This is a genomic window from Mesorhizobium sp. M0030 (genome assembly GCF_040323695.1).
Lineage (GTDB): Bacteria > Pseudomonadota > Alphaproteobacteria > Rhizobiales > Rhizobiaceae > Mesorhizobium.
Genome location: NZ_JAMYVE010000006.1, coordinates 218,510 through 243,347 on the forward strand (window position 1 = coordinate 218,510; position 24,838 = coordinate 243,347).

The 24,838-nt window shown below is 63.5% G+C and carries 22 protein-coding genes and 1 pseudogene; 14 read left to right on the forward strand and 9 right to left on the reverse strand.

The genetic code is table 11. The features are described from left to right. The first annotated feature begins 7 nt into the window (after positions 1 to 7). Positions 8 to 1,036 carry a zinc-binding dehydrogenase gene (locus tag NKJ80_RS15130; RefSeq protein ID WP_352497836.1) on the forward strand — a complete coding sequence of 343 codons (1,029 nt, stop codon included), beginning with the start codon at positions 8 to 10 and terminating at the stop codon, positions 1,034 to 1,036. Between the two features lie 3 nt (positions 1,037 to 1,039). After that, the gene (locus NKJ80_RS15135) at positions 1,040 to 2,047 is read left to right on the forward strand and encodes a lipid A biosynthesis lauroyl acyltransferase (RefSeq protein ID WP_352497837.1); all 1,008 of its coding nucleotides are present in this window, start codon (positions 1,040 to 1,042) and stop codon (positions 2,045 to 2,047) included. A gap of 13 nt (positions 2,048 to 2,060) precedes the next feature. Here the strand turns inward: NKJ80_RS15135 and NKJ80_RS15140 are convergent, their stop codons facing one another. Further along, the gene (locus NKJ80_RS15140; RefSeq protein WP_023681747.1) at positions 2,061 to 2,492 is read right to left on the reverse strand and encodes a L,D-transpeptidase; all 432 of its coding nucleotides are present in this window, start codon (positions 2,490 to 2,492) and stop codon (positions 2,061 to 2,063) included. A gap of 223 nt (positions 2,493 to 2,715) precedes the next feature. Here NKJ80_RS15140 and NKJ80_RS15145 point away from each other — a divergent pair, with 223 nt between their 5' ends. The 5 genes from NKJ80_RS15145 to NKJ80_RS15165 all read left to right on the forward strand — a co-directional run bounded on the left by NKJ80_RS15145 (position 2,716) and on the right by NKJ80_RS15165 (position 9,360). Further along, entirely contained in the window at positions 2,716 to 3,996 is a 1,281-nt protein-coding gene (locus NKJ80_RS15145; RefSeq protein WP_023714367.1) for an acetylornithine deacetylase/succinyl-diaminopimelate desuccinylase family protein, read from the forward strand. 121 nt (positions 3,997 to 4,117) lie between these two features. Beyond that, a complete protein-coding gene (locus tag NKJ80_RS15150) occupies positions 4,118 to 5,593 on the forward strand; it encodes an ABC transporter substrate-binding protein (RefSeq protein ID WP_352497838.1) in 1,476 nt (491 codons plus the stop codon). A 334-nt stretch (positions 5,594 to 5,927) separates the two neighbouring features. Next, a complete protein-coding gene (locus tag NKJ80_RS15155; protein WP_352497839.1) occupies positions 5,928 to 6,875 on the forward strand; it encodes an ABC transporter permease in 948 nt (315 codons plus the stop codon). Then, on the forward strand, positions 6,872 to 7,741 hold the full coding sequence (locus tag NKJ80_RS15160) for an ABC transporter permease (RefSeq protein WP_352497840.1): 870 nt from the start codon (positions 6,872 to 6,874) through the stop codon (positions 7,739 to 7,741). Before NKJ80_RS15155 ends, NKJ80_RS15160 begins: the two co-directional genes overlap by 4 nt. Then, complete coding sequence (locus tag NKJ80_RS15165) at positions 7,738 to 9,360, forward strand: ABC transporter ATP-binding protein (protein ID WP_352497841.1); 1,623 nt, start codon at positions 7,738 to 7,740, stop codon at positions 9,358 to 9,360. The genes NKJ80_RS15160 and NKJ80_RS15165 overlap by 4 nt, the downstream gene beginning before the upstream one ends. A 115-nt stretch (positions 9,361 to 9,475) precedes the next feature. Here NKJ80_RS15165 and NKJ80_RS15170 read toward each other — a convergent pair whose 3' ends face one another. Further along, on the reverse strand, positions 9,476 to 9,907 hold the full coding sequence (locus tag NKJ80_RS15170) for a TerB family tellurite resistance protein (RefSeq protein WP_023688142.1): 432 nt from the start codon (positions 9,905 to 9,907) through the stop codon (positions 9,476 to 9,478). Between the two features lie 195 nt (positions 9,908 to 10,102). On the opposite strand from NKJ80_RS15170, the gene NKJ80_RS15175 reads away from it, so the two are divergent. The 3 genes and pseudogenes from NKJ80_RS15175 to NKJ80_RS15185 all read left to right on the forward strand — a co-directional run. Then, complete coding sequence (locus NKJ80_RS15175; RefSeq protein ID WP_352497842.1) at positions 10,103 to 10,888, forward strand: TSUP family transporter; 786 nt, start codon at positions 10,103 to 10,105, stop codon at positions 10,886 to 10,888. 52 nt (positions 10,889 to 10,940) lie between these two features. After that, entirely contained in the window at positions 10,941 to 11,111 is a 171-nt protein-coding gene (locus tag NKJ80_RS15180; protein WP_023670429.1) for a hypothetical protein, read from the forward strand. 99 nt (positions 11,112 to 11,210) lie between these two features. After that, a pseudogene (locus NKJ80_RS15185) lies at positions 11,211 to 11,429 on the forward strand (AraC family transcriptional regulator); the annotation flags it as partial. Positions 11,430 to 11,536: 107 nt separating this feature from the next. Here the strand turns inward: NKJ80_RS15185 and NKJ80_RS15190 are convergent. After that, on the reverse strand, positions 11,537 to 13,012 hold the full coding sequence (locus NKJ80_RS15190; protein ID WP_286488138.1) for a cobyric acid synthase: 1,476 nt from the start codon (positions 13,010 to 13,012) through the stop codon (positions 11,537 to 11,539). 2 nt (positions 13,013 to 13,014) lie between these two features. Next, complete coding sequence (locus NKJ80_RS15195) at positions 13,015 to 13,623, reverse strand: dimethylsulfonioproprionate lyase family protein (protein ID WP_023670427.1); 609 nt, start codon at positions 13,621 to 13,623, stop codon at positions 13,015 to 13,017. Positions 13,624 to 13,771: 148 nt separating this feature from the next. Between NKJ80_RS15195 and NKJ80_RS15200 the strand changes: the two genes are divergently transcribed. From NKJ80_RS15200 to mmsB, 3 genes are all read left to right on the forward strand, one after another. Next, positions 13,772 to 14,941 carry an isobutyryl-CoA dehydrogenase gene (locus NKJ80_RS15200; RefSeq protein WP_023688138.1) on the forward strand — a complete coding sequence of 390 codons (1,170 nt, stop codon included), beginning with the start codon at positions 13,772 to 13,774 and terminating at the stop codon, positions 14,939 to 14,941. 48 nt (positions 14,942 to 14,989) lie between these two features. Then, positions 14,990 to 15,358 (forward strand): four helix bundle protein, encoded by a 369-nt coding sequence (locus tag NKJ80_RS15205; RefSeq protein WP_023688137.1) that lies wholly within the window; start codon positions 14,990 to 14,992, stop codon positions 15,356 to 15,358. Positions 15,359 to 15,449: 91 nt separating this feature from the next. Then, a complete protein-coding gene (mmsB, locus tag NKJ80_RS15210) occupies positions 15,450 to 16,334 on the forward strand; it encodes a 3-hydroxyisobutyrate dehydrogenase (protein ID WP_023688136.1) in 885 nt (294 codons plus the stop codon). Positions 16,335 to 16,757: 423 nt separating this feature from the next. Here the strand turns inward: mmsB and NKJ80_RS15215 are convergent, their stop codons facing one another. The 5 genes from NKJ80_RS15215 to NKJ80_RS15235 all read right to left on the reverse strand — a co-directional run bounded on the left by NKJ80_RS15215 (position 16,758) and on the right by NKJ80_RS15235 (position 22,973). Then, the gene (locus NKJ80_RS15215; RefSeq protein ID WP_023688135.1) at positions 16,758 to 18,137 is read right to left on the reverse strand and encodes an aspartate aminotransferase family protein; all 1,380 of its coding nucleotides are present in this window, start codon (positions 18,135 to 18,137) and stop codon (positions 16,758 to 16,760) included. A 52-nt stretch (positions 18,138 to 18,189) separates the two neighbouring features. Then, positions 18,190 to 18,312, reverse strand: a complete 123-nt coding sequence (locus tag NKJ80_RS15220) for a hypothetical protein (protein WP_023670422.1) — start codon at positions 18,310 to 18,312, stop codon at positions 18,190 to 18,192. Positions 18,313 to 18,344: 32 nt separating this feature from the next. After that, complete coding sequence (locus NKJ80_RS15225) at positions 18,345 to 20,414, reverse strand: prolyl oligopeptidase family serine peptidase (RefSeq protein WP_023823065.1); 2,070 nt, start codon at positions 20,412 to 20,414, stop codon at positions 18,345 to 18,347. Positions 20,415 to 20,511: 97 nt separating this feature from the next. Then, positions 20,512 to 21,669 carry an MFS transporter gene (locus NKJ80_RS15230; RefSeq protein WP_023730703.1) on the reverse strand — a complete coding sequence of 386 codons (1,158 nt, stop codon included), beginning with the start codon at positions 21,667 to 21,669 and terminating at the stop codon, positions 20,512 to 20,514. 110 nt (positions 21,670 to 21,779) lie between these two features. Beyond that, positions 21,780 to 22,973: an MFS transporter gene (locus tag NKJ80_RS15235; RefSeq protein ID WP_023688132.1), complete on the reverse strand. Its 1,194-nt coding sequence runs from the start codon at positions 22,971 to 22,973 to the stop codon at positions 21,780 to 21,782. Positions 22,974 to 23,244: 271 nt separating this feature from the next. On the opposite strand from NKJ80_RS15235, the gene NKJ80_RS15240 reads away from it, so the two are divergent. Next, positions 23,245 to 24,822, forward strand: a complete 1,578-nt coding sequence (locus NKJ80_RS15240) for a trimethylamine methyltransferase family protein (RefSeq protein WP_352497843.1) — start codon at positions 23,245 to 23,247, stop codon at positions 24,820 to 24,822. Positions 24,823 to 24,838: the final 16 nt, after the last annotated feature.

Here is a 24,838-nt window from a genome sequence, read left to right on the forward strand (position 1 = left end):
AGGCCCCATGCGCGCACTGCAACTTATCGAGGACCGCCGTCTTGAAACGGTGGACCTGCCGCCCCCGCCGCCCCCCGCATTGGGCGAAGTCACGCTGCGCATCAAGGCGGTGGCGCTGAACCATATCGACGTCTGGGGCTGGCGTGGGATGGCGTTCGCCAAGCGTAAGCTGCCGCTGGTCGTCGGCGCCGAGGCCTCCGGCGAGGTCGAGGCTGTCGGCCCCGGCGTCTCCAGCCTGCTGCCCGGACAATTGGTGTCGATCTACGGCGCGCGCACCTGCGGCCTTTGCCGCGCCTGCCGCGAAGGCCGCGACAATCTCTGCGAACATGTCTCGGGCGTCCACGGCTTCCATCTCGACGGCTTTGCCCAGGAGAAGATCAACCTGCCGGCGCGCCTGCTGGTCCCTGCTCCTCCCGGCGTGACCGATGTCGGCGCGGCTGTCGCCCCCGTCACCTTCGGCACCGTCGAGCACATGCTGTTCGACAATGCCAATCTGCAGCCCGGCGAAACCATCCTCATCCATGCCGGCGGCTCCGGCATCGGCTCGGCGGCGATCCAGCTGGCCAAGCGCATGGGTTGCACCATCATCACCACGGTCGGTTCCAACGACAAGATCGACAAGGCCAAGGCGCTCGGCGCCGACCATGTCATCAACTACCGCGACGATCGTTTCGAAGGCGTCGTGCGCAAGCTCACCAGGAAGAAGGGCGTCGACGTCGTCTTCGAACATGTCGGCGCCGACACCTTTGCCGCCTCGATGCTGTGCCTCAAGCGCGGCGGCCGCCTCGTTACCTGCGGCTCGACCTCCGGCGTGTCGACCCAGATCAATCTGATGCAGCTGTTCCAGCAGCAGCTGAAGCTGCTCGGGTCCTTCGGCTGCCGCATGGAGAACATGGCCAACGCCATGCAGAAGATGGCGGCGGGACAGGTAGCACCTGTTATCGACACCGAGGTCGGCTTCGACGGCATCGACGCCGCGCTGAAGCGCATGGAAGGCCGCGACGTGTTCGGCAAGATCATCCTGCGCGTTTCCTAGGCTATGGCCGGCTCGGTGTTCAAGAAAGCCCGCCGGGACTTCATGTTCCGCTATGGCCGAAGACTGCGCCAGATGGAGCACTGGCTGGTGGCGCGCGCGGCGATGACGATCATCTCGCTGCTGCGCCTTTTGCCCGCCGACAGCGCGCTCAATTTTGCCGACCGCGCCGCACGCCGCATCGGTCCGCGCGTCGGGCGCCACCGCGTCGCCATCAGCAATCTGCGCCTTGCCTATCCCGAAAAGAGCGATGTCGAGATCGAGGCCATCGCCTCCGACATGTGGGGCAACATGGCCCGGCTCGCCGCCGAATACATCTTTCTTGACGCGCTCTTCGACTATGATCCGAACGCAGCGACGCCCGGCCGCGTCGAAGTCGGTGGCGCCGATCATTTCCATCAGATAGCTGGCGAGGACAAACCGCATATCCTGTTCACCGGCCATCTCGGCAATTTTGAATTGCTGCCGGTGGCTGCCGCGACGTTCGGCATGAAGATCACGGCGCTGTTTCGTCCGCCGAACAATCCCTACCTCGCCGATTATATCCATTCGACGCGGCGTTCGAGCATGGGCGCCTTGCTGCCGTCTTCGACCGGCGCCTCCTTCGCGCTGGCGTCGATTCTGGAGAAAGGCGGCAATATCGGCGTGCTGGTCGACCAGAAATTCTCTAGCGGACTGGAGACAATCTTCTTTAACCGCCCATGCCAGAGCAATCCGGTTCTGGGCATGCTCGCCCGTCACTATGATTGCGACGTCTATCCGGCGCGATGTGTGCGGCTGCCTGGCAACCGCTTCCGCCTCGAGATCGAGGACAAGCTGACCTTGCCGCGCAATGAAAGCGGCAGCGTCGATGTCGCGGCCACCACCCAATTGCTCGCCAACGTGGTCGAGCGCTGGGTGCGCGAGGATCCGGGACAGTGGATGTGGTTCCACAAAAGGTGGGAAATCTCAGGCCGGCGTCGCCGCCGGCGCGGACAGGCCAACGCCACCGGCCAGGGGCAGCGTCAATCTTAAGTCGTGGAAAGCCTCAGTTCGTCACAACGATCCGCGTATTGCCGAAGCCGACTTCGCGCACCATCGCATAGAACATCGCGGCATTGGCGGTGTGCAGCCGCACGCAGCCATGCGATGCCGGACGCCCTAGCTGCCTGACCGCGCCGGTGCCGTGGATGGCGTAGCCGCCATGGAAGAACACCGAGTAAGGCATTGGCGACATGTGGTATTTCTTCGAATACCACATCCGCGCAGTGCGTTGCGGCCGATAGGTGCCGCGCGGCGTGAAATAGCCACTGCGGGCGGTCGACACGCTCCAGCGATAAAGCACCTGGCCGTATTGGCTGACGGTCATGGTCTGCGACGAGACGTCGATGCTGGCCACCAGCGAGGCAGCCCTGCTTTCGATGGACGTGCCGAACAGCATCGCCGCAAAAGCAGCTGCCATGAGAACGATTTTAGTCATGAGATCAAACCCCTTTGATGCCCCTTGCCTGCCCTGTCATCACGCGGTTTTTCATCTTTTTAACGACAGGTGAGTGATCTAACACACACTCCTTGATAAATTCGCCAATCTAAAGCAGCGAATTTGAACGATTTTCCCGCCATAGTTGCCGCTGCGACACGAAGTTTCGGCGCCAGTGGCGCGATGCTTGCAAAACCACCCCCTTGCCTGCTCAAATCCGGGAATGAACGAACGACTCTTCAAAGCGATAGACGCCCGTGTTGATGACTTGGTCGCACTGACCGCCGACCTGATCCGCTTCCCGACCATCAACCCGCCTGGCGAAGCCTATCGCCCCTGCGTCGAATATATAGGTGCGCGCCTAGGCAGGCTTGGCTTCGAAACCGAATTCATCCGCGCTGAAGGCACGCCCGGCGATACCGACCGCTATCCCCGCGTCAATGTCGTCGCCCGCTTCGACGGCCGCTCGCCTGGGGCCTGCGTCCATTTCAACTCGCACATCGATGTGGTCGAAGCCGGCGAGGGCTGGAGCGTCGATCCCTTTGCCGGCGTGGTGAAGGACGGCAAGGTCTACGGGCGCGGCGCCTGCGACATGAAAGGGGGCATGGCCGCCTCGATCATCGCGGCGGAAGCCTTCATGGAGGTATTCCCCGACTTTCCTGGCGCCATCGAAATCTCCGGCACCGTCGATGAAGAGTCCGGCGGCTTCGGCGGCGTCGCCCATCTGGCGAAGCTTGGCTATTTCTCGAAACCCAAGGTCGACCACGTCATCATCCCCGAGCCGCTGAACAAGGACCGCATCTGTCTTGGCCATCGCGGCGTCTGGTGGGCGGAGATCGAGACCAAGGGCGAGATCGCGCATGGCTCGATGCCGTTCCTCGGCGACAATGCCGTGCGCCACATGGGCGCCGTGCTGCAGGCCTTCGAGGATGAACTGTTTCCGGCGCTCGACCGCAAGGTGACGCGCATGCCTGTCGTGCCCGAAGGCGCAAAGCGCTCGACCATGAACATCAACTCGATCCATGGCGGCCAGACTGAGGATTTCCGCCCCGGCCTGCCCTCACCCAACGTGCCCGACGCCTGCCGGCTGACCATCGATCGCCGCTTCCTGCTCGAGGAGGACCTTGCCACGGTCAAGAGCGAGGTGACCGATATCCTCGACCGGCTGAAGCGCGAGCGCAAAAAGTTCGACTACGAGATTCGCGACCTGATGGAGGTGCTGCCGCTGATGACCGAGCGCGATGCGCCGGTGGTCAAGGCGGTGGCGCAGGGCATCATGGCGATCTTCGCCCGCGAGCCGGATTATGTCATTTCACCAGGCACTTACGACCAGAAGCACATCGCCCGCATCGGCCACATCTATGATTGCATCGCCTATGGCCCGGGCATTTTGGACCTCGCCCACCGGCCCGACGAATGGGTCGGTATCTCTGATATGGTGGAGTCGGCCAAGGTGATGGCGATCGGCCTGAATGTGCTGCTTAGGGGCACGGCTGCGGGCTGAACCATCGACTTCGCTGAAAAAACATTCCTCCCCGCGCCGCTGCAGAGCACGAAACGCAATTTACTCCACTTCGAAATCACGCTTCTATCTCATCAGGGTTCGAGCATTTGGGAGTTGCACGATGAAATTGTGGAAAACCATTCTTGCCGCCGCGGTGCTGGCACTGGCCGGCAGTCAGGCATTTGCCGCACGCACCGACCTGGTGATCGGCATTACGCTCGAGCCGCCACATCTCGATCCGACCGCCGGTGCTGCCGCGGCGATCGACGAAGTGCTCTACGCCAACGTCTTCGAGGGCCTGACCCGCATCGGCCCGAATGGCGAAGTGCTGCCCGACCTTGCCGAGAGCTGGGCCATTTCCGACGACGGCAAGGTCTACACCTTCAAGCTGCGCACCGGCGTCAAATTCCATGACGGCAGCGATTTCGACGCCGGCGACGTGAAGTTCTCGCTCGACCGCGCCCGTGCCGACAATTCCGTAAACGCGCAAAAGGCCCTGTTCGCCGCCATCGATACGGTCGAAGTCGTCGATCCGACAACGGTCAAGGTGACGCTGAAGAACCCGCAGGGGTCGTTCCTTTACAATCTGGGCTGGGGCGACGCGGTGATTGTGGCGCCCGAGAGCGCCGACACCAACAAGGAAAAGCCTATCGGCACCGGCCCGTTCAAATTCCAGAGCTGGGCCAAGGGCTCGTCGATCACGCTGGTCAAATCCGACAACTACTGGGGCGCCCCGGTGTTCCTCGACAAAGCCGAGTTCCGCATCGTTCCCGACGCCGCCGCCGCCGTGCCGGCGCTGCTCTCGGGCGACATCCAGGCTTTCCCTTTCTTCGATCCCGACAGCGTCGCGCAGGTCAAGGACGATCCGCGCTTCAAGGTGGTGATCGGCTCGACCGAGGGTGAGACCATTCTGGCGATCAACAACAAGAAGCCGCCTTTCGACAAGCTCGAGGTGCGGCAGGCGATTGCCTTCGCGCTCGACCGCAAGGCGATCATCGACGGCGCCTCGGCCGGCCTCGGCGTGCCGATCGGCTCGCACATGTCGCCCGCCAGCAAGGCCTATGTCGACCTCACCGGCCTCTACCCGCACAATGTCGACAAGGCCAAGGAGCTGCTGAAGCAAGCCGGCTTCGAAAACGGCATCAAGGCGACGCTGAAACTGCCGCCGCCTTCCTATGCACGGCTTGGCGGCGAGATCATCGCCTCGCAGCTGCGCGATGTCGGCATCGACCTGGAAATCATTCCGGTCGAATGGGCGCAGTGGCTGGATCAGGTGTTCACCAAGAAGGATTACGACCTGACCATCGTCTCCCACACCGAGCCCAACGACATCGATATCTACTCGCGCAAGGACTACTACTTCAACTACGACAACCCCGCCTTCGACAAGATCATCGCCGAGCTGAACCTCACCTCCGACGACGCCAAGCGCAACACGCTGCTCGGCGAAGCACAGAAGATCCTGGCCGACGACGCCGTGGTCGGCTTCCTCTATGAACTGCCGAAGGTCGGCGTCTGGGACGCCAAGCTGCAGGGCCTGTGGGAAAACGCGCCGATCCAGGCGAATGACCTGACCAAGGTGAAGTGGGCGGATTGAGGCGGCGGGCCAAAGGGCGGCGTTTGCGCTCCGTCACACCCCCCTCTGCCCTGCCGGGCATCTCCCCCGCAAGGGGGGAGATCGGGCTTTCATCTCCGCTTTCGCCTATCGCGAACGTTGAACGCTGGTCGACGACACGGAAACTGCTGATCTCCCCCCTTGCGGGGGGTGAGGAGTGGTCCGCGCAGCGGACGGAAAGCCAACTGCTTGGCTTTCCGAACAACGAACGCCCGAAGCGACAGCGAAGGGCCGGGTCCGGCAGGACAGAGGGGGGTGTGACAGAACGCTGCCTTTGCTCAGTCATCGCACTTGGCAACGCACCATTCCCTCCACCATGACCGCCTACCTCCTCAAACGCCTCGCCATCGCCATCGCCACCTTGATCCTGGCCTCGATGGTCGTCTTCGCCGTGCTCGAAATCCTGCCCGGCGACCCGGCGCGGCTGATGCTGGGCCTCAACGCCAGCGCCGAGCAGGTCGAACTCCTGCGCAACCAGATGGGCCTCAACGCGCCGCTTCTCCTGCGCTACCTCCATTGGGTCGGCGGTCTGCTCAGCCTCGATTTCGGCCGCTCCTATACTTATTCGGTGCCGGTCATCGACCTTGTCCGCGAGCGCATGGCGGTTTCCCTGCCGCTGGCGCTGATCGCGCTGACGCTGTCCACCATCATTGCCATCCCGGTCGGGCTCTATTCCGCCAGCCGGCGCGGCCGCGCCGGTGACACGATTGCCATGGGTGCCGCGCAGCTCGGCGTCGCCGTGCCGAACTTCTGGTTCGCGCTGATGCTGATCTACCTCTTTGCCGTCTGGTTGCGGCTGGTGCCGGCCGGCGGCTTTCCCGGCTGGAGCGCCGGCGCCTGGCCGGCGCTGAAATCGCTGCTGCTGCCGGCCATCGCCCTCGCTCTGCCGCAGGCCGCGATCCTGGCGCGCGTTGCCCGCTCCGCGCTGCTCGAGGTGCTGAACGAGGATTATATCCGCACCGCCCGCGCCAAGGGCCTGCCCTATCGCGCCGTACTATGGCGGCACGCGCTGCGCAACGCGATGATCCCGGTTCTGACGATTCTGGGCCTGCAATTCGCCTTCCTGCTCGCCGGCACCATCATCATCGAGAACGTTTTCTACCTGCCCGGCCTTGGACGGCTGGTGTTCCAGGCGATCACCCAGCGCGACCTGATCGTGGTGGAAAGCATCGTCATGCTGCTGGTCGTCGCCGTCATTGCCGTCAACCTCGTCGTCGACGTCTCCTACGCCATCGTCGATCCGCGCCTTCGAGGCCGGCAATGACGCTGCACATCGACATCCCGCAGGAGACGTTGGGCAGCATCCTGGCCAAGGCCTTCCGCAACCGCTCCTTCCTCATCGGCTTCGCCATCACGGTGCTGGTGGCTGTAATAGCGGTCCTCTCCTACGTCTGGACGCCCTACGACGTGACCAAACTGGTGATCTCGGACAAGACGCTCGCGCCCTCTGCGGCGCACTGGTTCGGCACCGATCATTTCGGCCGCGACATCCTGTCGATGATCATGGTCGGCGCCCGCAACTCGATTGCCGTGGCGCTGGTCGCGGTCGGCATCGGCATGGGCGTCGGCGTGCCGCTCGGCGCCTTCGCCGCGGCGCGCGGCGGGTTGGTCGACGAGGCGCTGATGCGGCTGAACGACCTCGTCTTCGCCTTCCCGGCGCTGCTGTCGGCGATCATGATCACCGCCATCTTCGGACCGGGCGCGATCAACGCCATCATCGCCATCGGCATCTTCAACATCCCGGTGTTTGCGCGCGTCGCCCGCGCCGGCGCGCTGGCGATCTGGCCACGCGAGTTCATTCTCGCCGCGCGCGCCGCCGGCAAGAGCAAGACGCAGATTACAATCGAGCACGTGCTGCCCAACATCGCCACGCTGCTTCTGGTGCAAGGCACCATCCAGTTCGCGCTCGGCATTTTGGCCGAAGCCGGTCTCTCCTATGTCGGCCTCAGCGCCCAACCGCCAATGCCGAGCTGGGGCCGCATGCTGTTCGACGCCCAGACGCGCATGGTGGTGGCGCCGTGGATGGCCATCTTCCCCGGCATGGCCATTGTCGTCACCGTGCTTGGGCTCAATCTGCTCGGCGACGGCATCGCCGACATACTCGACCCGAAATCGCGGCGGCAGCGATGAGCCTGCTGCAGATCGAGAACCTGTCGCTGGCGATCGGCGACACGTCGATCCTCAAAGGGGTCGACCTCTCCGTCGCGCCCGGCGAGGTGATGGGCCTGGTCGGCGAATCCGGCTCGGGCAAATCGATGACGGCGCTGACCATCATGCAGCTTCTGCCGCATGCTGCGCGCGCCGCCGGCCGCGTGACCTTCGACGGCATCGACATCCTTGCGGCCACAGAGGACCAGATGTGCGCGCTGCGCGGCGACGACATCGGCATGGTGTTCCAGGAACCGATGACGGCGCTCAATCCGGTAAAAACCATCGGCGAGCAGGTCGCTGAAGGGATACGCTGGCACACCAGGGCAAGCCGTGCCGACGCCGAAGACCGGGCGCGCAAAATGCTCGACCGCGTTGGCCTGCCTGAGGCCAAATTCCCGCTGTCGCGCTATCCGCACGAACTGTCGGGCGGCCAGCGCCAGCGCGTCGTCATCGCCATTGCCTGCGCATTGAAACCCAAGCTGCTCATCGCCGACGAGCCGACCACGGCGCTCGACGTGGTGCTGCAGGCGCAGATCCTCGACCTCTTGCGCGGCCTTGTCAGCGAAAACCGCATGGGCCTGCTGTTGATCTCGCACGATCTCGCGGTCGTCACCGAAATGACCGACCGCATCACCATTCTGCGCCATGGCGAGGTGATGGAAGCCGGCGACACCGCACGCACGCTGTCGGAACAGCTGCATCCCTACACGCGCCAGCTGGCGCTGGCCTCCATGCACGTGCCCGCCCGCGCCAAGGTTCACGCCGCCGGCCAGGGCAAACCGCTGCTTGAGGTCGAAGGCGTGACACGGGACTATCCGGGCCGGCGCACCTCCCTGTTCAAGTCAGCGTCTCCGATCCGCGCCGTCGACGACGTGTCCTTGTCGCTGGCGCCGGGCCAATCGGTGGCGCTGGTCGGCCGCTCCGGCTGCGGCAAGTCAACGCTTGCCCGCATGATCCTGGCGCTCGACAAATCCACCTCGGGCACGATCCGCTTTCGCGGCGAGACCATCACCGGCAAAAGCGAGGCGGAGCTCAAAGCCGCGCGGCGCGACATGCAGGTGGTGTTCCAGGATCCCTACGGCTCTTTCGACCCGCGCAAGAAGGTCGAGAAACTGGTCGCCGAGCCGCTGCATGTACTGGAAAAGAAGCCGACACCGGCCGAGCGGCGCGAGATGGTGGCGCATGCGCTGCACGAGGTCGGCCTCGGCGTCAGCGACATGGACAAATATCCGCATGAGTTTTCCGGCGGCCAGCGCCAGCGCCTGTCGATCGCCCGCGCCATTATCACCAGGCCGAAGCTGGTCGTCGCCGACGAGCCGGTCTCGGCGCTCGACGTCTCGATCCGCGCCCAGATCCTCGATCTGTTCGCAGAGCTCAACCAGAAGCTCGGCATCGCCTATCTCTTCATCACTCACGATTTGACCGTCGCCCGCGCCATCACCGATGAGGTGCTGGTCATGCATGACGGCAGGATCGTCGAGCGCGGCAAGACCGGCGACGTGCTCGATCATCCGCAGTCGGAGGCGGCCAGGGCGCTGGTCGCGGCTGCGCCCGATCTGCATCGGGCGATCGCTCACCGTATGCAGGAACAGGGGTGAGTGACCGGTTCGCGCAGCGAATTCATCGTGCCAGTGGCACGATGAAAGGTCACGAACGCTGGGACGCTGCGAAGCAGCGGGGACCCGGCCGGGCGGCCGTTGCCCCTGGTCTGCCTCACTCCTCCGGCTTCACCACATCGACCGGGCTGATGTCGAGCAAATCGAGCGTGCGGCGCAACAGCCGCACTTCGCTCTCTGCCAGTTTGGAATCGGCTTTGGCGATCTCCGCCATGTGGAGCGCCAGCAACTTGCGCCGTTCGACATCGAGATCGCGGAACAGCGCAATGGCTTGCGAACCGTTGGTCTCGTAGCCGAAATCATTGAGATATTCGATGACCGCGTCGATGCTGGTTTCCGGGATGCCGAAGGCGTCCTTGCAGATGCGCCGGAAGGCGACCATCTCGCTCTCCGAAACCGAGCCGTCGGCCAGGATCATGCGAAACAGCATCAAGAGTTCCGCCGACAGCACCGGGTCGTCGGCAACCTTGCGCACGCCGGGGTCACCATCGAAGATCGAGCGTATCTGGTCGAGCAATGCCATCGCCAACAGTATCCCTTTTCCGAGTCCGCCCAGTGCACATGACCCAAAATTGCCCAGCGGTATTGGGATAATGACATGCACCACAGGAAATCCAAGCGCAACGCGCTTGGATGGACGTAGCGCGGAATCGGCCTTGCGCAAACCAGATGGCCATGAGAAGGCGCGGCATCACCTTTCCCGCCGGAATGTTCAGAAATCCCGATGCTCGACCTCGCTACCCACACCGTCATCATGCTTGCCTTCGCCGCCTTTGCAGCCGGCTTTGTCGATTCGATAGCCGGCGGCGGCGGGCTGATCACCATCCCGGCCCTGCTGCTTGCCGGATTCCCGCCGGTCGCAGCACTTGGAACCAACAAGCTGCAGGGCATTTTCGGCACCGCTTCGGCGACCATCCACTATGCCAGGAATGGCCATGTCGATCTGCGTCGACAGCTGCCATCGGCGCTTCTGGCCCTTACCGGCAGTGCCGTCGGCGCCTTGCTGGCGGCATTCGTGCCAGGTGATCTCCTGCGGGCGCTGCTGCCGCTGCTTTTGATCGCCATCGCGATCTACTTCGCCGTGAAACCCAACATGAACGATGTCGACCGCGCCGAGCGCCTGTCGCCCTTCCTGTTCGGGCTGATCATCGCCCCTTTGGTCGGCTTCTATGACGGGCTGTTCGGGCCGGGAGCCGGCTCCTTCTATATGCTGGCCTTCGTCAGCCTTGCCGGCTTCGGCGTGCTCAAGGCGACGGCACACACCAAGCTGCTCAATTTCGCCTCCAACATTGGCGGCTTCATCGTCTTTGCCATCGCCGGCGTCGTCTACTGGAAGATCGGGCTGATGATGGGCGTCGCCCAGTTCCTCGGCGCCCGGCTCGGCGCCAGCCTTGCCATCCGCATCGGCGTCCGGCTGATCAAGCCGCTGCTGGTGATCATCTGCCTGGCGCTGGCGGTGAAGCTGCTGGCCGACCCGGCGAACCCATTGCGCCAGCTGATTGGTGTATAAGCCTCACGCCTGATAGGATGCCGTTGTACGAATCATGTTGGAGGGACCACACATGAATCTTAGTGCACCCACTCAGCTTGTTTTCATCATATCCCTAGTCATCGCCATCATCGGCGTGCTCGCCGCGCTTGGCGTTCTTGCGTTCATTCCTCTGGCTGCGGTGTGGATTGTCCTCATCGCATACATTGTGCTTGCCGCCGCCTGCCTGATGCGCGGCGCCTAGGCACCCGAGACTTCTGCAATTCGAAGCGCCCGGTCAAAAGCCGGGCGCTTTTGCTTTGGATGCATGGTCCGTTAGGCTCTTCCGCGCGGAAGGATGACCATGTCCGGCGAGACGGAGCGCCACGATCAACAGCACCGCCCGGTAGCCGACCGGTTCGAGATGGTGCGGCGCGCGCCGGGCCTGCGGCTGCAGAACGCGGTCACCGACATTTGTGGCTATCGCGAAACGGCGCCCGGCCATTTTCGCAATGTCGAATACGCCTCGCTCACCGTCCCGCTGGTGATCAGTTTCGCAGAATCCTTCGCCATCGGCCTTGGTCCTTCAGCGCCGCGTCGAAGGTCGGCGAAAGCGCCCGAACTTCGACATCCACGGAGTGGAAACGAAGCGGAAGCGCAGACCCGAGGATGACGAAACGATGGGCGGCCCTACCTCGCTAACCCAAAAATCGCATCGCAATCGAGATGGCGCTCCAGTTCGGTTGCGATCTCGTCCAGAGCGTTTTCCACCTCCGCCCGATAGTCGACGCCGCCGCCTTTCACGCCGAGGCTTTCCAGGAATCTCGCTCGGAAAGCGTCGGCGGAAAACAGGCCGTGCAGATAGGTGCCAAAAACCTTGCCATCGGCGGAAATGGCACCGTCGTCGATGCCGTTGATCACAGCCGACGGCCGCGCCATGTCCGGCCCGGTGGTACGGCCGAGATGGATTTCGTAGCCCTCGAGCGCCAGGCCGAACGGCACTGAGCGGGCGCTGACATTGCGCACCGTCTTTTCCGGCTCCATCACCGTCTCGATGTCGAGCAGACCAAGACCTTCCGCCTCGGTGACGCTGCCCTCGATGCGATCGGGATCGCGCACCAGGCGGCCGAGCATCTGGAAGCCGCCGCAAATGCCGACGATATGGCCGCCGCGTTTGCGGTGCGCGAGGAGATCGCGATCCCAGCCATTCTCGCGGAACTTCATGAGATCGCCGATCGTCGATTTGGAACCGGGAATGACCACCAGGCCGGCATCCTCCGGCAAGCGCTGCCCCGGCGGCACAAACACCACTTCGACCTGCGGTTCGGCCTTGAGCGGGTCGAGGTCGTCGAAATTGGCGATGCGGCCAAGCATCGGCACGGCGACCTTCAACGCCCGCTTCTCGCCCGATGCCAGGCGTTCGAGCACGACCGAATCCTCCGAAGGCAATCGCGCCGCCGCCTTCAGCCACGGCACGACGCCAAAGCAGCGCCAGCCGGTGAAGCTTTCGATCGACCGGATGCCGTCGTCGAACAGCGAGACATCGCCGCGGAACTTATTGATGAGGTAGCCGACGATCATGCGCCTGTCTCCCTCCGGCAGGATCAGATGCGTGCCGGCGACCGAAGCGATGACGCCACCGCGGTCGATGTCGCCGACCAGGATGACCGGCACGTCGGCGCGCGTGGCAAAGCCCATATTGGCGATGTCGCGGCTGCGCAGGTTGATTTCGGCCGGCGATCCGGCGCCCTCGACGACGACCAGATCGGCGCCCTCACCGACCTTCGTCCAGGACTCCAGCACGGCGTCCATCAGCCCCGCTTTCATTGTCTGGTAGTCGCGCGCTCGCGCCTCGCCGAACACCTTGCCCTGCACGATCACCTGCGAACCGATGTCGCTCTGGGGTTTGAGCAGCACCGGATTCATATGCACGGTCGGCTGAACACCACACGCCAGCGCTTGCAGCCATTGCCCACGGCCAATCTCGCCGCCGCCGGGGCGGTCGTCGCCCGGAATGTCGGCGACGGCGGCATTGTTCGACATGTTCTGCGGCTTGAACGGCCTGACTTTCAGCCCGCGATTCCTGGCCGCGCGGCAGAGCCCCGCCACCAGCACCGTCTTGCCGACATCCGAACCCGTGCCTTGCAGCATGATCGCCTTGGCCATGCTCAGCCCCTGCCCTGCGCGCCGGAAACGGTCGATTTCTGCGCCAGCGGCCCGCCGCGCCAGATGTAGAGCGCCAGCAACGCTTCGCTGCCGGTGCGCATGGCATGGCTGACATTGGAGGCGTGATGGATAATTTCGCCCGCCTGGCGGGTGTGAAAGCCGCCTTCGCCCATGCGCCACTCGGTGCCGCCGGTCAGCGGAATGTAGATCTCCTCGGCAATGTGATGATGGTCGGGATAGGTGATGCCGGGCCCCAGGATCAGCAATCCGGCCGCGACCTCTTCATTGGCGAAATGGCCGCGCGTGCCAAACACCTCCAGCCAGCCGTATTTCTGCAAGAACGCTTCACCAAAATCGCTCGCGTTGTAGGTCTGCCCCCAGCACAGATCGTCACGACGCTCCGCCAGCAGTTGCACCAGAGGCTGCGGGTCCGGCGGCGCCAGTTCGACAATGCGGTCGAGCAGACCAAGGCAAGGCAGCGGATGCGCTTCGAGCACGCGCGCCGTCATATTCCAGCCGATCCGGGTCACGGCGTCCCGCACCAGCGCGTTGTCCACGCCCCGGAGATAGGCATGGAAGCGGTCGAGCAATTCGTCGAAATATGTCGGCACGCAATGCTCCCTTGATCCATTCATGCACAGCGGCTGCGCGGCGAGCCGGGTTGCGCGGCGGCATCATTGGTCTAGATTGAGCGGCGCGCAAAGCCAAAAACAACAGGCCAGCAAGCCAACCCCAGCTGGGGAACACAGGGAGCACGCCATGGACGCCGCGGTCGATGCGAGCACCAGCCAGTTCGAGCTCAACGAGGAACAGCGCGCCATCCAGGAGATGGCACAGGCCTTCGCCGCCGATCGCGTTGCGCCCAATGCGCTCGAATGGGACCGGGCAAGACACTTTCCTGCCGATGTAATCCGCGAGACCGGCCCGCTCGGCCTCGGCGGCATCTATGTCAGGGACGATGTCGGCGGCTCGGCGCTCGGCCGGCTCGACGCCGTGCTGATCTTCGAGGCACTGTCGCACGCCGATCCGGCGTTTTCCTCCTTCATCTCGATCCACAATATGGCGGCGTCGATGATCGACCGCTTCGGCGACGACGAGCAGCGCCAACGCTTCCTGCCGAAGCTGACCTCGATGGAATGGCTGGCGAGCTACTGCCTGACCGAGCCGGGTTCAGGCTCGGATGCCGCGGCGCTGAAGACGCGCGCGGTGAAGAACGGCAACGACTATGTGCTTAACGGCGCCAAGCAGTTCATCTCCGGGGCCGGCGACAGCGACCTCTATGTCGTCATGGCGCGCACCGGCGCCGACGGGCCGAAGGGCATTTCCACCTTCGTCGTGCCGAAGGATGCGCCCGGCCTCTCCTTCGGCGCCAACGAGCACAAGATGGGCTGGCACATGCAGTCGACCCGCCAGGTGATCTTCGAGGACTGCAAGGTGCCGGCTGCAAACCTGCTGTCGGGGGAAGGCGCAGGTTTCGGCATCGCCATGGCCGGCCTTGACGGCGGCCGCCTCAATATCGCTGCCTGTTCGCTCGGCGGCGCGCAATCTGCGCTCGACAAGGCGCTGTCCTATACCGCCGAGCGCAAGGCTTTCGGCTCGAAGATCAACCAGTTCCAGGCGCTGCAGTTCAGGTTGGCCGACATGGAGACCGAATTGCAGGCAGCGCGGATCTTTCTCTACGCCGCCGCCTCGAAACTCGACCGCAAGGCGTCGGATGCCGGCAAATGGTCGGCCATGGCCAAGCGCTTCGTCACCGACATCGGCTTCAACGTCGCCAACGAGGCGCTGCAGCTGCATGGCGGTTATGGCTATCTTCATGATTACGGTATCGAAAAACTGGTGCGCGACCTGCGCGTCCACCAGATCCTCGAAGGCACCAACGAGATCATGCGCGTCATCATCGCGCGGGCGTTGATCGGACGGCAGTAGGCAGTAGGCAGTAGGCAGTAGGCAGTAGGCAGTAGGCAGTAGGCAAAGATGACCGGCAAGGTCAACTCGTACAAGGATCTTATCGTATGGCAGCAGGCGATGGATCTGGCTATCAGCACCTACTCATTGACCAAGACATGGCCCAAAGAGGAATTATATGGGCTGACCAGCCAAATCCGCCGTTCAGCAACCTCTATCCCTGCAAACATCGCGGAAGGCTATGGCCGAGACAACCGAGGCTCCTATCAGCAATTTCTCAGGATAGCCCAAGGCTCGCTTAAGGAGTTCGAGACACACCTCCAAATCGCTCAACGCATTGGCGTTGCCACGCATGGGCAAGCTGAGCACCTGCTTCTGGCGGCCGAGGCCATCGGAAAAATGCTTCGCCAACTTATTCTCAAACTCGCACCCGAATAGGTCGCCCTACTGCCTACTGCCTACTGCCTACTGCCTACTGCCTACTGCCTACTGCCTACTGCCTACTGCCTACTCATCATGGAGCACCGCTATGACCACTGTCGCCTTCATCGGCTTGGGTAATATGGGCAATCCTATGGCCGCCAATCTGGTCAAGGCGGGTCATACGGTACATGGCTTCGACCTGATGCCGGAGAACCTGACCGTCGCGCGCGAGCATGGTGTCACCGTCATGGCTAATGCTGTTGCCGCGGTGAAGGACGTCGATGTCGTGATCACCATGCTTCCCGCCGGCAAGCACGTGCTCTCGGTCTACGAGGACATCGCACCCAAGGCCAAACCAGGCGCCCTGTTCATTGATTCCTCGACCATCGATGTCGAGTCGGCCCGCAAGGCGCATGCCGTAGCAAGGAAGCACGGGCTGCATTCGATCGACGCCCCCGTCTCCGGCGGCACCGGCGGTGCTGCTGCGGGAACGCTGACCTTCATGGCCGGCGGCGCCAAGGATGCCTTCGCCAAGGCCGAACCGGTCCTGAAGCCGATGGCAGGCCGCATCGTCCATTGCGGTGACGACGGCGCCGGTCAGGCAGCCAAAATCTGCAACAACATGATGCTCGGCATTTCGATGATCGGCGTCGCAGAGGCCTTCGTGCTGGCCGAAAAGCTCGGCCTCTCGCATCAGGCCCTGTTCGACGTTGCCTCGACTTCGTCGGGCCAGTGCTGGTCGCTGACCACCTATTGCCCGGTGCCGGGTCCCGTGCCGGCCTCACCCGCCAACCGCGACTACAAACCGGGCTTTGCCGCGGCACTCATGCTGAAGGACCTGAAACTGGCGCAGGAGGCGGCCCAAAGCGCCGGCGCGGTGACGCCAATGGGGGCCGAAGCGGCCCAGCTTTATGCGCTGTTCAACGCCCAGGGAAATGGCGGATCGGATTTTTCCGGCATCATAAATTTCCTTCGCGGCAGTTCTCTATAAGTTTCGAATTTGGCAGCGCTTTTCTCGATTTTTATTGCGCGGAAAAATTGCAAATTTAGATTTGCTTAAGCTCTCGATAACCCGGCGGTAACGATGTGCCTATATAACGGATGGCGAGGCGGACATATCGCATCCGCCCGGCGCTCCGGATCAGGTCTCGCGTACCGGAGCCCGTAAGTTTCGCAAGTCTATTGTTGGCGAAATGCCATGCGTATCTGGCAAAGCCGCGTTCCGATGGAGCGCGGTTTTTGCGTTTTGCAGTCCTATACTGTTCGATCTGAATTATATTCCGATTGCAGCGTTCGGAATTGCCTGATGGTCTTCATTGACCAGCACGATCGGTGCGCTGACCCCTTCGACCCTGACGATAAGCAGGCGCACAGTCCGGGCGCCCTGATTGCAAGGCGTCCGGCTGTCGTCCATCTACTTCTTGCGCAAATCCGCTTGCGCCAGATCCAGCGCTTTGGCGATGCGATCGCAAGCCATGTCGATCGTCGCGCGGGTCCAGATCAGCGGCGGCGACAGGATCATCGTGTCGCCGGTGGCGCGCAGCATCAGGCCTTGCGCGATGGCGTGGTCGCGGACGGTGACGGCGGCACTGCCCGCCGGCAGGAAGCGCTCCTTGGTCGCCTTGTCCTTGACGATCTCGACCGCGCCCATCAGCCCGATCGATCGCACCTCGCCGACCAGTTCGTGGCCGGCAATGCGCTCCTGCAGCGCCTGGGCGAAGTAAGGTCCAGTGTCGTTCCTGACCCTGTCGACCAGGCCTTCTCGCTCCATGATCTCGAGATTCTTCAGCGCCACCGCGCAGGCCACCGGGTGACCCGAATAGGTATAGCCGTGGTAGAATTCGCCGCCCTTTTCGACCAGCGTCGCCGCGATACGGTCGCCGACCAGCAGCGCCGACAGCGGCTGATAGCCCGAGGTCAGTGCCTTGGCCGTGGTGATGGTGTCGGGCTCGATGCCGAAGGTCTGCGCCGCAAACCATTCGCCGGTGCGGCCATAGCCGGTGATGACCTCGTCCAGCATCAAAAGCACATCGTATTTGCGGCAGATGCGCTGCACTTCCGGCCAATAGCTCATCGGCGGTATTTTCACCCCGCCCGCTCCCATCACCGGCTCGCCGATGAAGGCAGCCACCTTGTCGGCGCCGGCCTCCAGAATGGCATCCTCGACCGCCTTGGCCGCGCGCAGGCCGAAATCATGGTCGCTTTCGCCAGGCAGCGCCAACTCATAGGCATAGGGCATCATCACATGGACGATGTTGGGAACCGCCCCGCCGAGCTGCTTGTGCATCGAATCCATGCCGCCGAGCGACGTGCCGGCGACGGTCGAGCCGTGATAGGCCGACTTGCGCGAGATGATGCGGTTCTTCTCCGGTTTGCCTTCCAGCACCCAATAGTGGCGCACGAGCCGCAGCGCCGTGTCGTTGGCCTCCGAGCCGGAGGAGCCGTAAAACACCTGGGCGATGCCCTTGGGCGCCAGCTCGGCCAGCTTCTTCGACAGCAGCACGGGCGTCGGCGTCGAGCATTTGAAGAAGGAATTATAGTAGGGCAATTCCTTCATCTGCGCGTAAGCGGCGTCGGCCAGCTCGTCGCGGCCATAGCCGACATTGACGCACCACAGCCCGGCCATGCCGTCGAGTATTTCGGTGCCGTCGGCATCGTAGATGAACGGGCCGTTGGCGTGGGTGATGATGCGCGAGCCGGTCTCGCGCAATTCCTTGTGGTCGGTGAAGGGATGCAGATGATGCGCGGCGTCAATCTGCTGAAGCTGCTTCAGCGAATAATTCTGGTAAGTCATGGGTTTGCTCTTTCCTCTGGAATCAAACCGGCAAGCTGCCGGGGCGACTTCGTCAGAGGACGGCGGGCGGCGAATAGCCGATGCGGGCGCACAGCCTGAGCAGTTCGGCGCGCAGCGTGCGCGGCGACGGTGTCACCGCGACCCCGAAGGCGCCGGATGTGCTCATGTAGACCATGGCGGCAGTCTATGCCGCCCGAGGCCCGGAATTCAAGCGGTGCCGCTCAATACCCTTTGCAGGAACACGTATTTCATGGCGGTTTGCGCCGCTTGCGGCCGGCGGTCGCCGCGACCGCCATGGCCGCCTTCCGTCTCCTCGAAGAACAACGTCTTGCCGTGACCTGCTTCCTGCAGCTTCGCCGCCATCTTGCGGGCGTGGCCGGGATGGACGCGGTCGTCGGCGGTCGATGTCGTGAGCAGCACCGGGGGATAGACGGCATCGGCCGAGACATGATGGTACGGCGAATAGGCGGCGAGCCACTTGGCTTCTTCCGGTTTTGCCGGATCGCCATATTCGCCGATCCACGAGGCGCCTGGCGGCAGTTCGGTGTAGCGCAGCATGTCGAGCAGCGGCACCTCGATGATGACGGCGCCGAACAGTTCGGGATGCTGCGTCAGGGAAACGCCGGTAAGCAGGCCGCCATTCGAGCCGCCCTGGATGCCGAGGGAAGCAGCCGTGGCTATGCCGCGCCTGACGACGTCCTGCGCCACCGCGGCGAAATCGTCGAAGGCAGTCTGGCGATTGCCCTTCAGCGCCGCCTGATGCCAGGCCGGCCCAAACTCGCCGCCGCCGCGAATGCAGGCCTGCACATAGGCATTGCCCTTCTCCAGCCACAGCCTGCCGCGCACGCCGGCATAGCCGGGCAGCAGCGGTATTTCGAAGCCGCCATAACCATAGAGAAGCGTCGGTACCGGACCCTTCTGGTCGCGCCGCCTGACGACGAAATACGGGATCATGGTGCCGTCCTTCGAGCGCGCCTCGAACTGTTCCGAGACCAGCGGCGCGGCGTCGAACCGCGCCGGCTGCGATTTCACGGTGGCCAGCGTCACCCCGTCATCGTCCGACCAGATGATCGAACTCGGCGTCAGGAAATCGGTGAAGGAGAAGGAGACGCTGGAACCGAAATGCTCGGCATGCGCGATGCCGACATTGCCGTTCTCGGGCAGCGCCACCGGCTTCAGCGACCAGCGGTCGCCGCTGCGCTCGGCGACAACGACCTTGCCGCGCACATTGTCCATCAGATTGATGAACAGCCGGTCCTGAGTGCGGGCAATGCCGGCGACCGAAACACGGTGCGCTGGCGCGAGCATGGTTTCAACAGGGCCCAGGTCGCCGGTGTCCATCCAGTGTTCGAAATCGAAGGAATAGAGGCCGTCCGGCAAGCACTCAGTGCCGCCCGGCGCCGTCCATGGGCTGCGCACCCCGAACACGAACCGGCCCTTGAACAGCGCGGTGTCGGTGACATCGTCCGGCAGCGGGATGCGCCGGTTTTCGCCCGACGGCAGGCGCAGAAAACTGTGCGAGGAGAAGAAGGCGATCGTGCGGGCCAGAAACAAATACTGCCTGTCGCCATCATGCTCGACCCCCGCGCCGGCCGCGAGATCCTGCTTCTCGGCCTCGAAGATCGGCGTCGCCTCCTCCAACCGGGTGCCGCGCTTCCACAGCTTGACGACGCGCGGATAACCGGACTGGGTCTTGTCGTCTTCATCGAAGGCAGCCGAGACAATGACCGTGTCCCTGTCCAGCCAGGAAAAGCCGGATTTCGAGGCGGGAGCGCGGAAGCCGCCCTCGATGAATGATTTGGTCTCGATGTCGAATTCGCGCATCTCGCTCGCATCGCCGCCATCCGGCGACATCGCCACCAGGCAAAGGTTGAAATCGGGGTAAAGGCGGCTGGCGCCGCTGAACACCCACTTCACCCCCTCCTTGGCCGACAGCACGTCGAAGTCGATGATCGTCTCCCACACAGGCTTCTCGGTCTTGTAGGAAGCAACCGTCGTGCGGCGCCAGAGGCCGAGCACATTGGTCTTGTCCTGCCAGAAATTATAGACTTGGCCGTTGAGCGCGGCACCGACCGCAATGTTGTCCTCGGCCGTCATCAGGTCGAGCGCCGTCTCGAAGGCCGCCTGGTAGGACGGATCGCCCTGTAGTTCGGCCACGGTGATCTGGTTCTGGCGATGCACCCAGTCGAGCGATTCCTTGCTGGTCCGGTCCTCCAGCCAGAGGAACTTGTCCTCCGCGGTGGCATCCGTCTGGCGTTTTGTCGTCGATTGGGTCACGCATGGTCTCCAGGCTAGTGGCGGGCAGCCCTGCCTACATCGCGTTGCAAGCGGTTTTATTCAAGATGGTACGTCAGGTCATCGGGGGAATGCGGCCTCAAACCATCCGCCGGCGCAGGACCGTGGCCACAGCCAGTGCCAGACAAATCGCGCCCAGCGTGATCGGCAGACCGGAGGCGCCGATCACATCCATGACGCCACCCGCCAGCGGCGGCACCACGATGCCGCCGATGCCCCACATCAGGGAGAAGGCGGCATTGCCGGCGACCAGCGCCGAGCCGGTAAAGCGCTCGCCGAGCTCGATGATCGACATGGTGTAGATGCCATAGGAGACCGCGCCCCAGATAAAGACGCAAGGCCAGATCAGCGGCGTCTCGATGAGCAGCGGCAACAGGGCGCAGCCCAGCACCGTCACCACGACGCAGATGAATCGCACCAGACGCGCCGTCAGCCGTTCCGCCAGCAAGCCGAGCGGCACCTGCATGGCGATGTTGCCTGCGATCATCACCGACAGCAGCGCCGACATGCGCGCTTCCGCGATGCCATAGTGCGTGCCGTAGACCGGCAGCAGCGCCAGCACGCCCTGTTCGAAACCGGCGGCAACGACCACCGCCGACAGCAATAGCCATGCCAGTGGCATGAAGCCCATGACCGAAACCCTGCGCCCGGCTTCGTCGACCTTCGGCAGTTGCGGCAGCACCAGCGCCAGGCAGGCGCCGCAGAAGATGAAGGCGGCGATCCCCACCAGGAATGGCGGCCATCCCACGGTGCCGACAACGAGCAGGCAGAGCGGCCCGGCAGCGAAGCCGGCCGAGATGATGGTTGAATAGACACCCATGACGCGACCGCGGCGCGATGGCGGCGCCAGTGCAATGACCCAGATTTCGCTCAAGACATAGAGCGGGTTGGTCACCACCCCGATCAAGAAGCGCAGCGGAAACCACAGATAGACATTCTGGGTCCAGCCGATCAGCGCAAGCACAATAGCCGAAAGCGCCGCGCAGGTAAGCGCGGTGCGCCCTGCCCCGAACCGGCGCGCCAGTGCCGGGATCAGCGGCGACGAGACAATGAAGCCGATCGGCGTCATTGCCGCCGAGAGCCCGATGATGGCCGGCGAAACGCCTTGGCGTTGCAGGATGAAGCTCAGCAGCGGATAGGACAGGCCTTGCGCGATGGCGAACACCGAGACGGTCGCGATCACGCCGCTGATCGCCGCCCACTGCATCTTCTCGTTGTCAGCTTCCGCCAGGTTCATCATTGGCACCTAAACCAGGCTCAGGACTAGCTTTTCTGTCCGACGCGGGTAAGCCCCGCCCCGGTAAAAACCGTTTGCTCCAGACAAGGCCTGTCATGAGTTTGGGCCTGTCAGGAGTTTTTGGGCCTGTCAGGAGTTTGGCGCTTGAACGATCGGTAAAGCGCGAAGCTCACCAGCAGCGCGTCGAGTCCGGCGATCACCACCGGCAGGCCGAGCGGACCGATGACCTGCATCAGCGCACCGGCGCCGGGCGGGCCGACAATGCCGCCGGCGCCCCACATCAAGGCAAAGGCGGCGTTACCGGCGACCAGCACGGTTCCCTTGAAGCGGCTGCCGAGCTCCACCAGCGCCATGGTGTAGACGCCATAGCCGACCGCTCCCATGACGAGAAGGACGAGCCAGATCGCCGGCGTCGTGATCAACAACGGCAGCAAAACCGCGCAGGCCGTTGTCGCCAACGCACAGAAGATGATCATCGCCCGCCCGCCGAAACGCTCGGCAAGCAGGCCGAGCGGGATTTGCAGGAAGATGTTTCCCAGCGACAGTGCCATCACCAGGGCCGCCAGCGTCCTTTCGGGCAGGCCATAGGCAGCACCGAAGACCGGCATCAATGCGTAGGTGCCCTGCTGGACCGCCGCCGAAACCAGCACGGCAAACAACAGCGCCGGCGCCAGCCTGGCGAAACCGAAAAAGCCGCCGGGCAATTGGCCGTCATCCTCGAAGCCGGCGAGGCTTGAGGAAACAGCACGAAGGATCGCGGCGCACAGGATGAAGCCGGCCATGCCGACCAGGAAAGGAACCCAGCCCGATATCCCTACCGCGGTCAGGACCAAAGGCCCCGCAGCATAGCCAGCGCCCAGCACGGTGTTGAATGCCCCCATCACCCTGCCGCGGCGCGACGGCGGCGCCAGCGACAGCGCCCATACTTCGCCCAGTATATAGAGCGGGTTGATGACGATACCGATGATGAAGCGGATGACGAACCAGCCCACCCAGTCCTGCAGGTAGCCGATGCCGAGGAAGCACAGCGCCCCAATCAATGAGCAACCCACAGCCAGGTTGCGCGCGCCGACCAGCCGAATGGCTGCCGGCACGAACGAGGCCGAAAGGATCAGGCCAAGCGGCATCATCGCTGCCGACAAGCCGATCAGCGCCGGCGACATGCCTTGCTTCTGCATCAGCAGCGTAAACAGCGGCGAGCTCAGCCCTTGCGCCGCACCGAACATCGCGAGGGCGGCAGTTACGCCGGCAAGCGCCGCCCATTGCGTCCCCGCTTCGCCATCGCTCGAACCGGTCGCAGCCATGATGCCTTCCACATGAATTGCCGGCCCATCCAGCGGCAAACCACTGAGCTAGCGGTTCGATTTAGGGAAAGGAAGGGCCGCGCCTGAAATCCCCTTGCGCCAAGAGCCGCAGTGGGCGCGTCCTGTCCGCTAATCCCCGGCAAGGTTGTCAACTATCGGACTGCCGTTCGGGCATGTCGCTTCCCTCGTCCTAGTGGTCGCCGCCTCCGCAATGGTCGGACAGCCGCCGGTCCATTATGCCGCCCGCTACCAGCATCGTACGAGGACCATCATGACCGCCGCCCTGCATCCAGCCGAACCGCCTTTGGCAACCGACCGGGCCCGTCGCGGTGGCCGTGCGGGCAAGCGCGCCGGCGGCTCGGCCGCCTTCGAACAGCCGGCTTTTCGGCAACTGAGAAATCCGCTAACGCCGACCAAGCTGGTCTCTGACGACGAGCTGGAATCGATCCACCTCGCCTCGCTGCGCGTCTTGAGGGAAATAGGCGTCGACGTGCTGCATGACGAAGCGCGCCGCATGATGAAGGAAAACGGCGCCGATGTCCGCGAGGGCAGCGAGCGCGTGCGCTTCGACAGCGACATGATCCTCGATCTCATCTCCAACTGCCCGTCGGAATTCACGCTCCATGCCCGCAACCCGGCGCACAATGTGCGCTTCGGCGGCAACAATGTGATCCTGTCGATGATGGCGTCGGCACCGAACTGCTCCGACCTCGATCGCGGCCGCCGTCCGGGCAACCAGCAGGACTACCGCAACTTCCTGCGCCTGGCGCAGATGCACAACATCCTGAACTGCACCGGCGGTTATCCGGTCGAGCCGACCGACATCCATCCTTCCGTGCGCCACCTCGAATGCATCCGCGACCTCGCCACGCTGACCGACAAGGTGTTCCACATCTATTCGCTCGGCAAGGAGCGCAATGTCGACGGCATCGAGATCGCCAGGATCGCCCGCGGCATCAGCCATGAGCAGATGCTCGAAGAGCCGTCCGTCTTCACCATCATCAACACCAATTCGCCGCTGAAACTGGATGTGCCGATGATGGAAGGCATCATCCAGATGTCGAGCAAGGGTCAGGTCGTCGTCATCACGCCCTTCACCCTGTCAGGCGCGATGGCGCCGGTGACCATCGCCGGTGCGCTGGTGCAGCAAAATGCCGAGGCGCTGTCCGGCATCGCCTTTGCCCAGATGGTGAGAAAGGGCGCGCCGGTTGGCTATGGCGGCTTCACCTCGAATGTCGACATGAAGTCGGGCTCGCCGGCCTTCGGCACGCCTGAATATATGAAGGCGCAGCTTGTCGGCGGCCAGCTTGCCCGCCGTTACAAGATCCCCTACCGCACCTCCAATACCTGCGCCGCCAACACCGTCGACGCGCAGGCAGCCTATGAAAGTGTGTTCTCGCTGTGGGGCGCCATCCAGGGCGGCGGCAATCTGATGATGCACGGCGCCGGCTGGCTCGAAGGCGGCCTGCGCTGTTCCTACGAGAAGACCATGCTGGACATTGACCTGTTGCAGATGGTGGCCGAGTTCCTCACCCCGCTCGACCTGTCCGACGAAGCGCTCGGCTTCGACGCCATCCAGTCGGTCGGCCCGGGCGGCCATTTCTTCGGCACCCAGCACACGCAGGACCGCTACAAGACAGCCTTCTACTCGCCCATCCTCTCCGACTGGCGCAATTTCGAGACCTGGGCCGAAGCCGGATCGCCGACCGCGCTGGAAAAGGCCAACAAGGTCTGGAAGGAGCGGCTGGCATCCTACGAGGAACCCTATATGGACCCGGCGATCCGCGAAGAGCTCAACGACTTCGTCGAAAAGCGCACGTCCGAAGGCGGCGCGCCGACCGATTTTTGATCGGCAAGCAACTGAC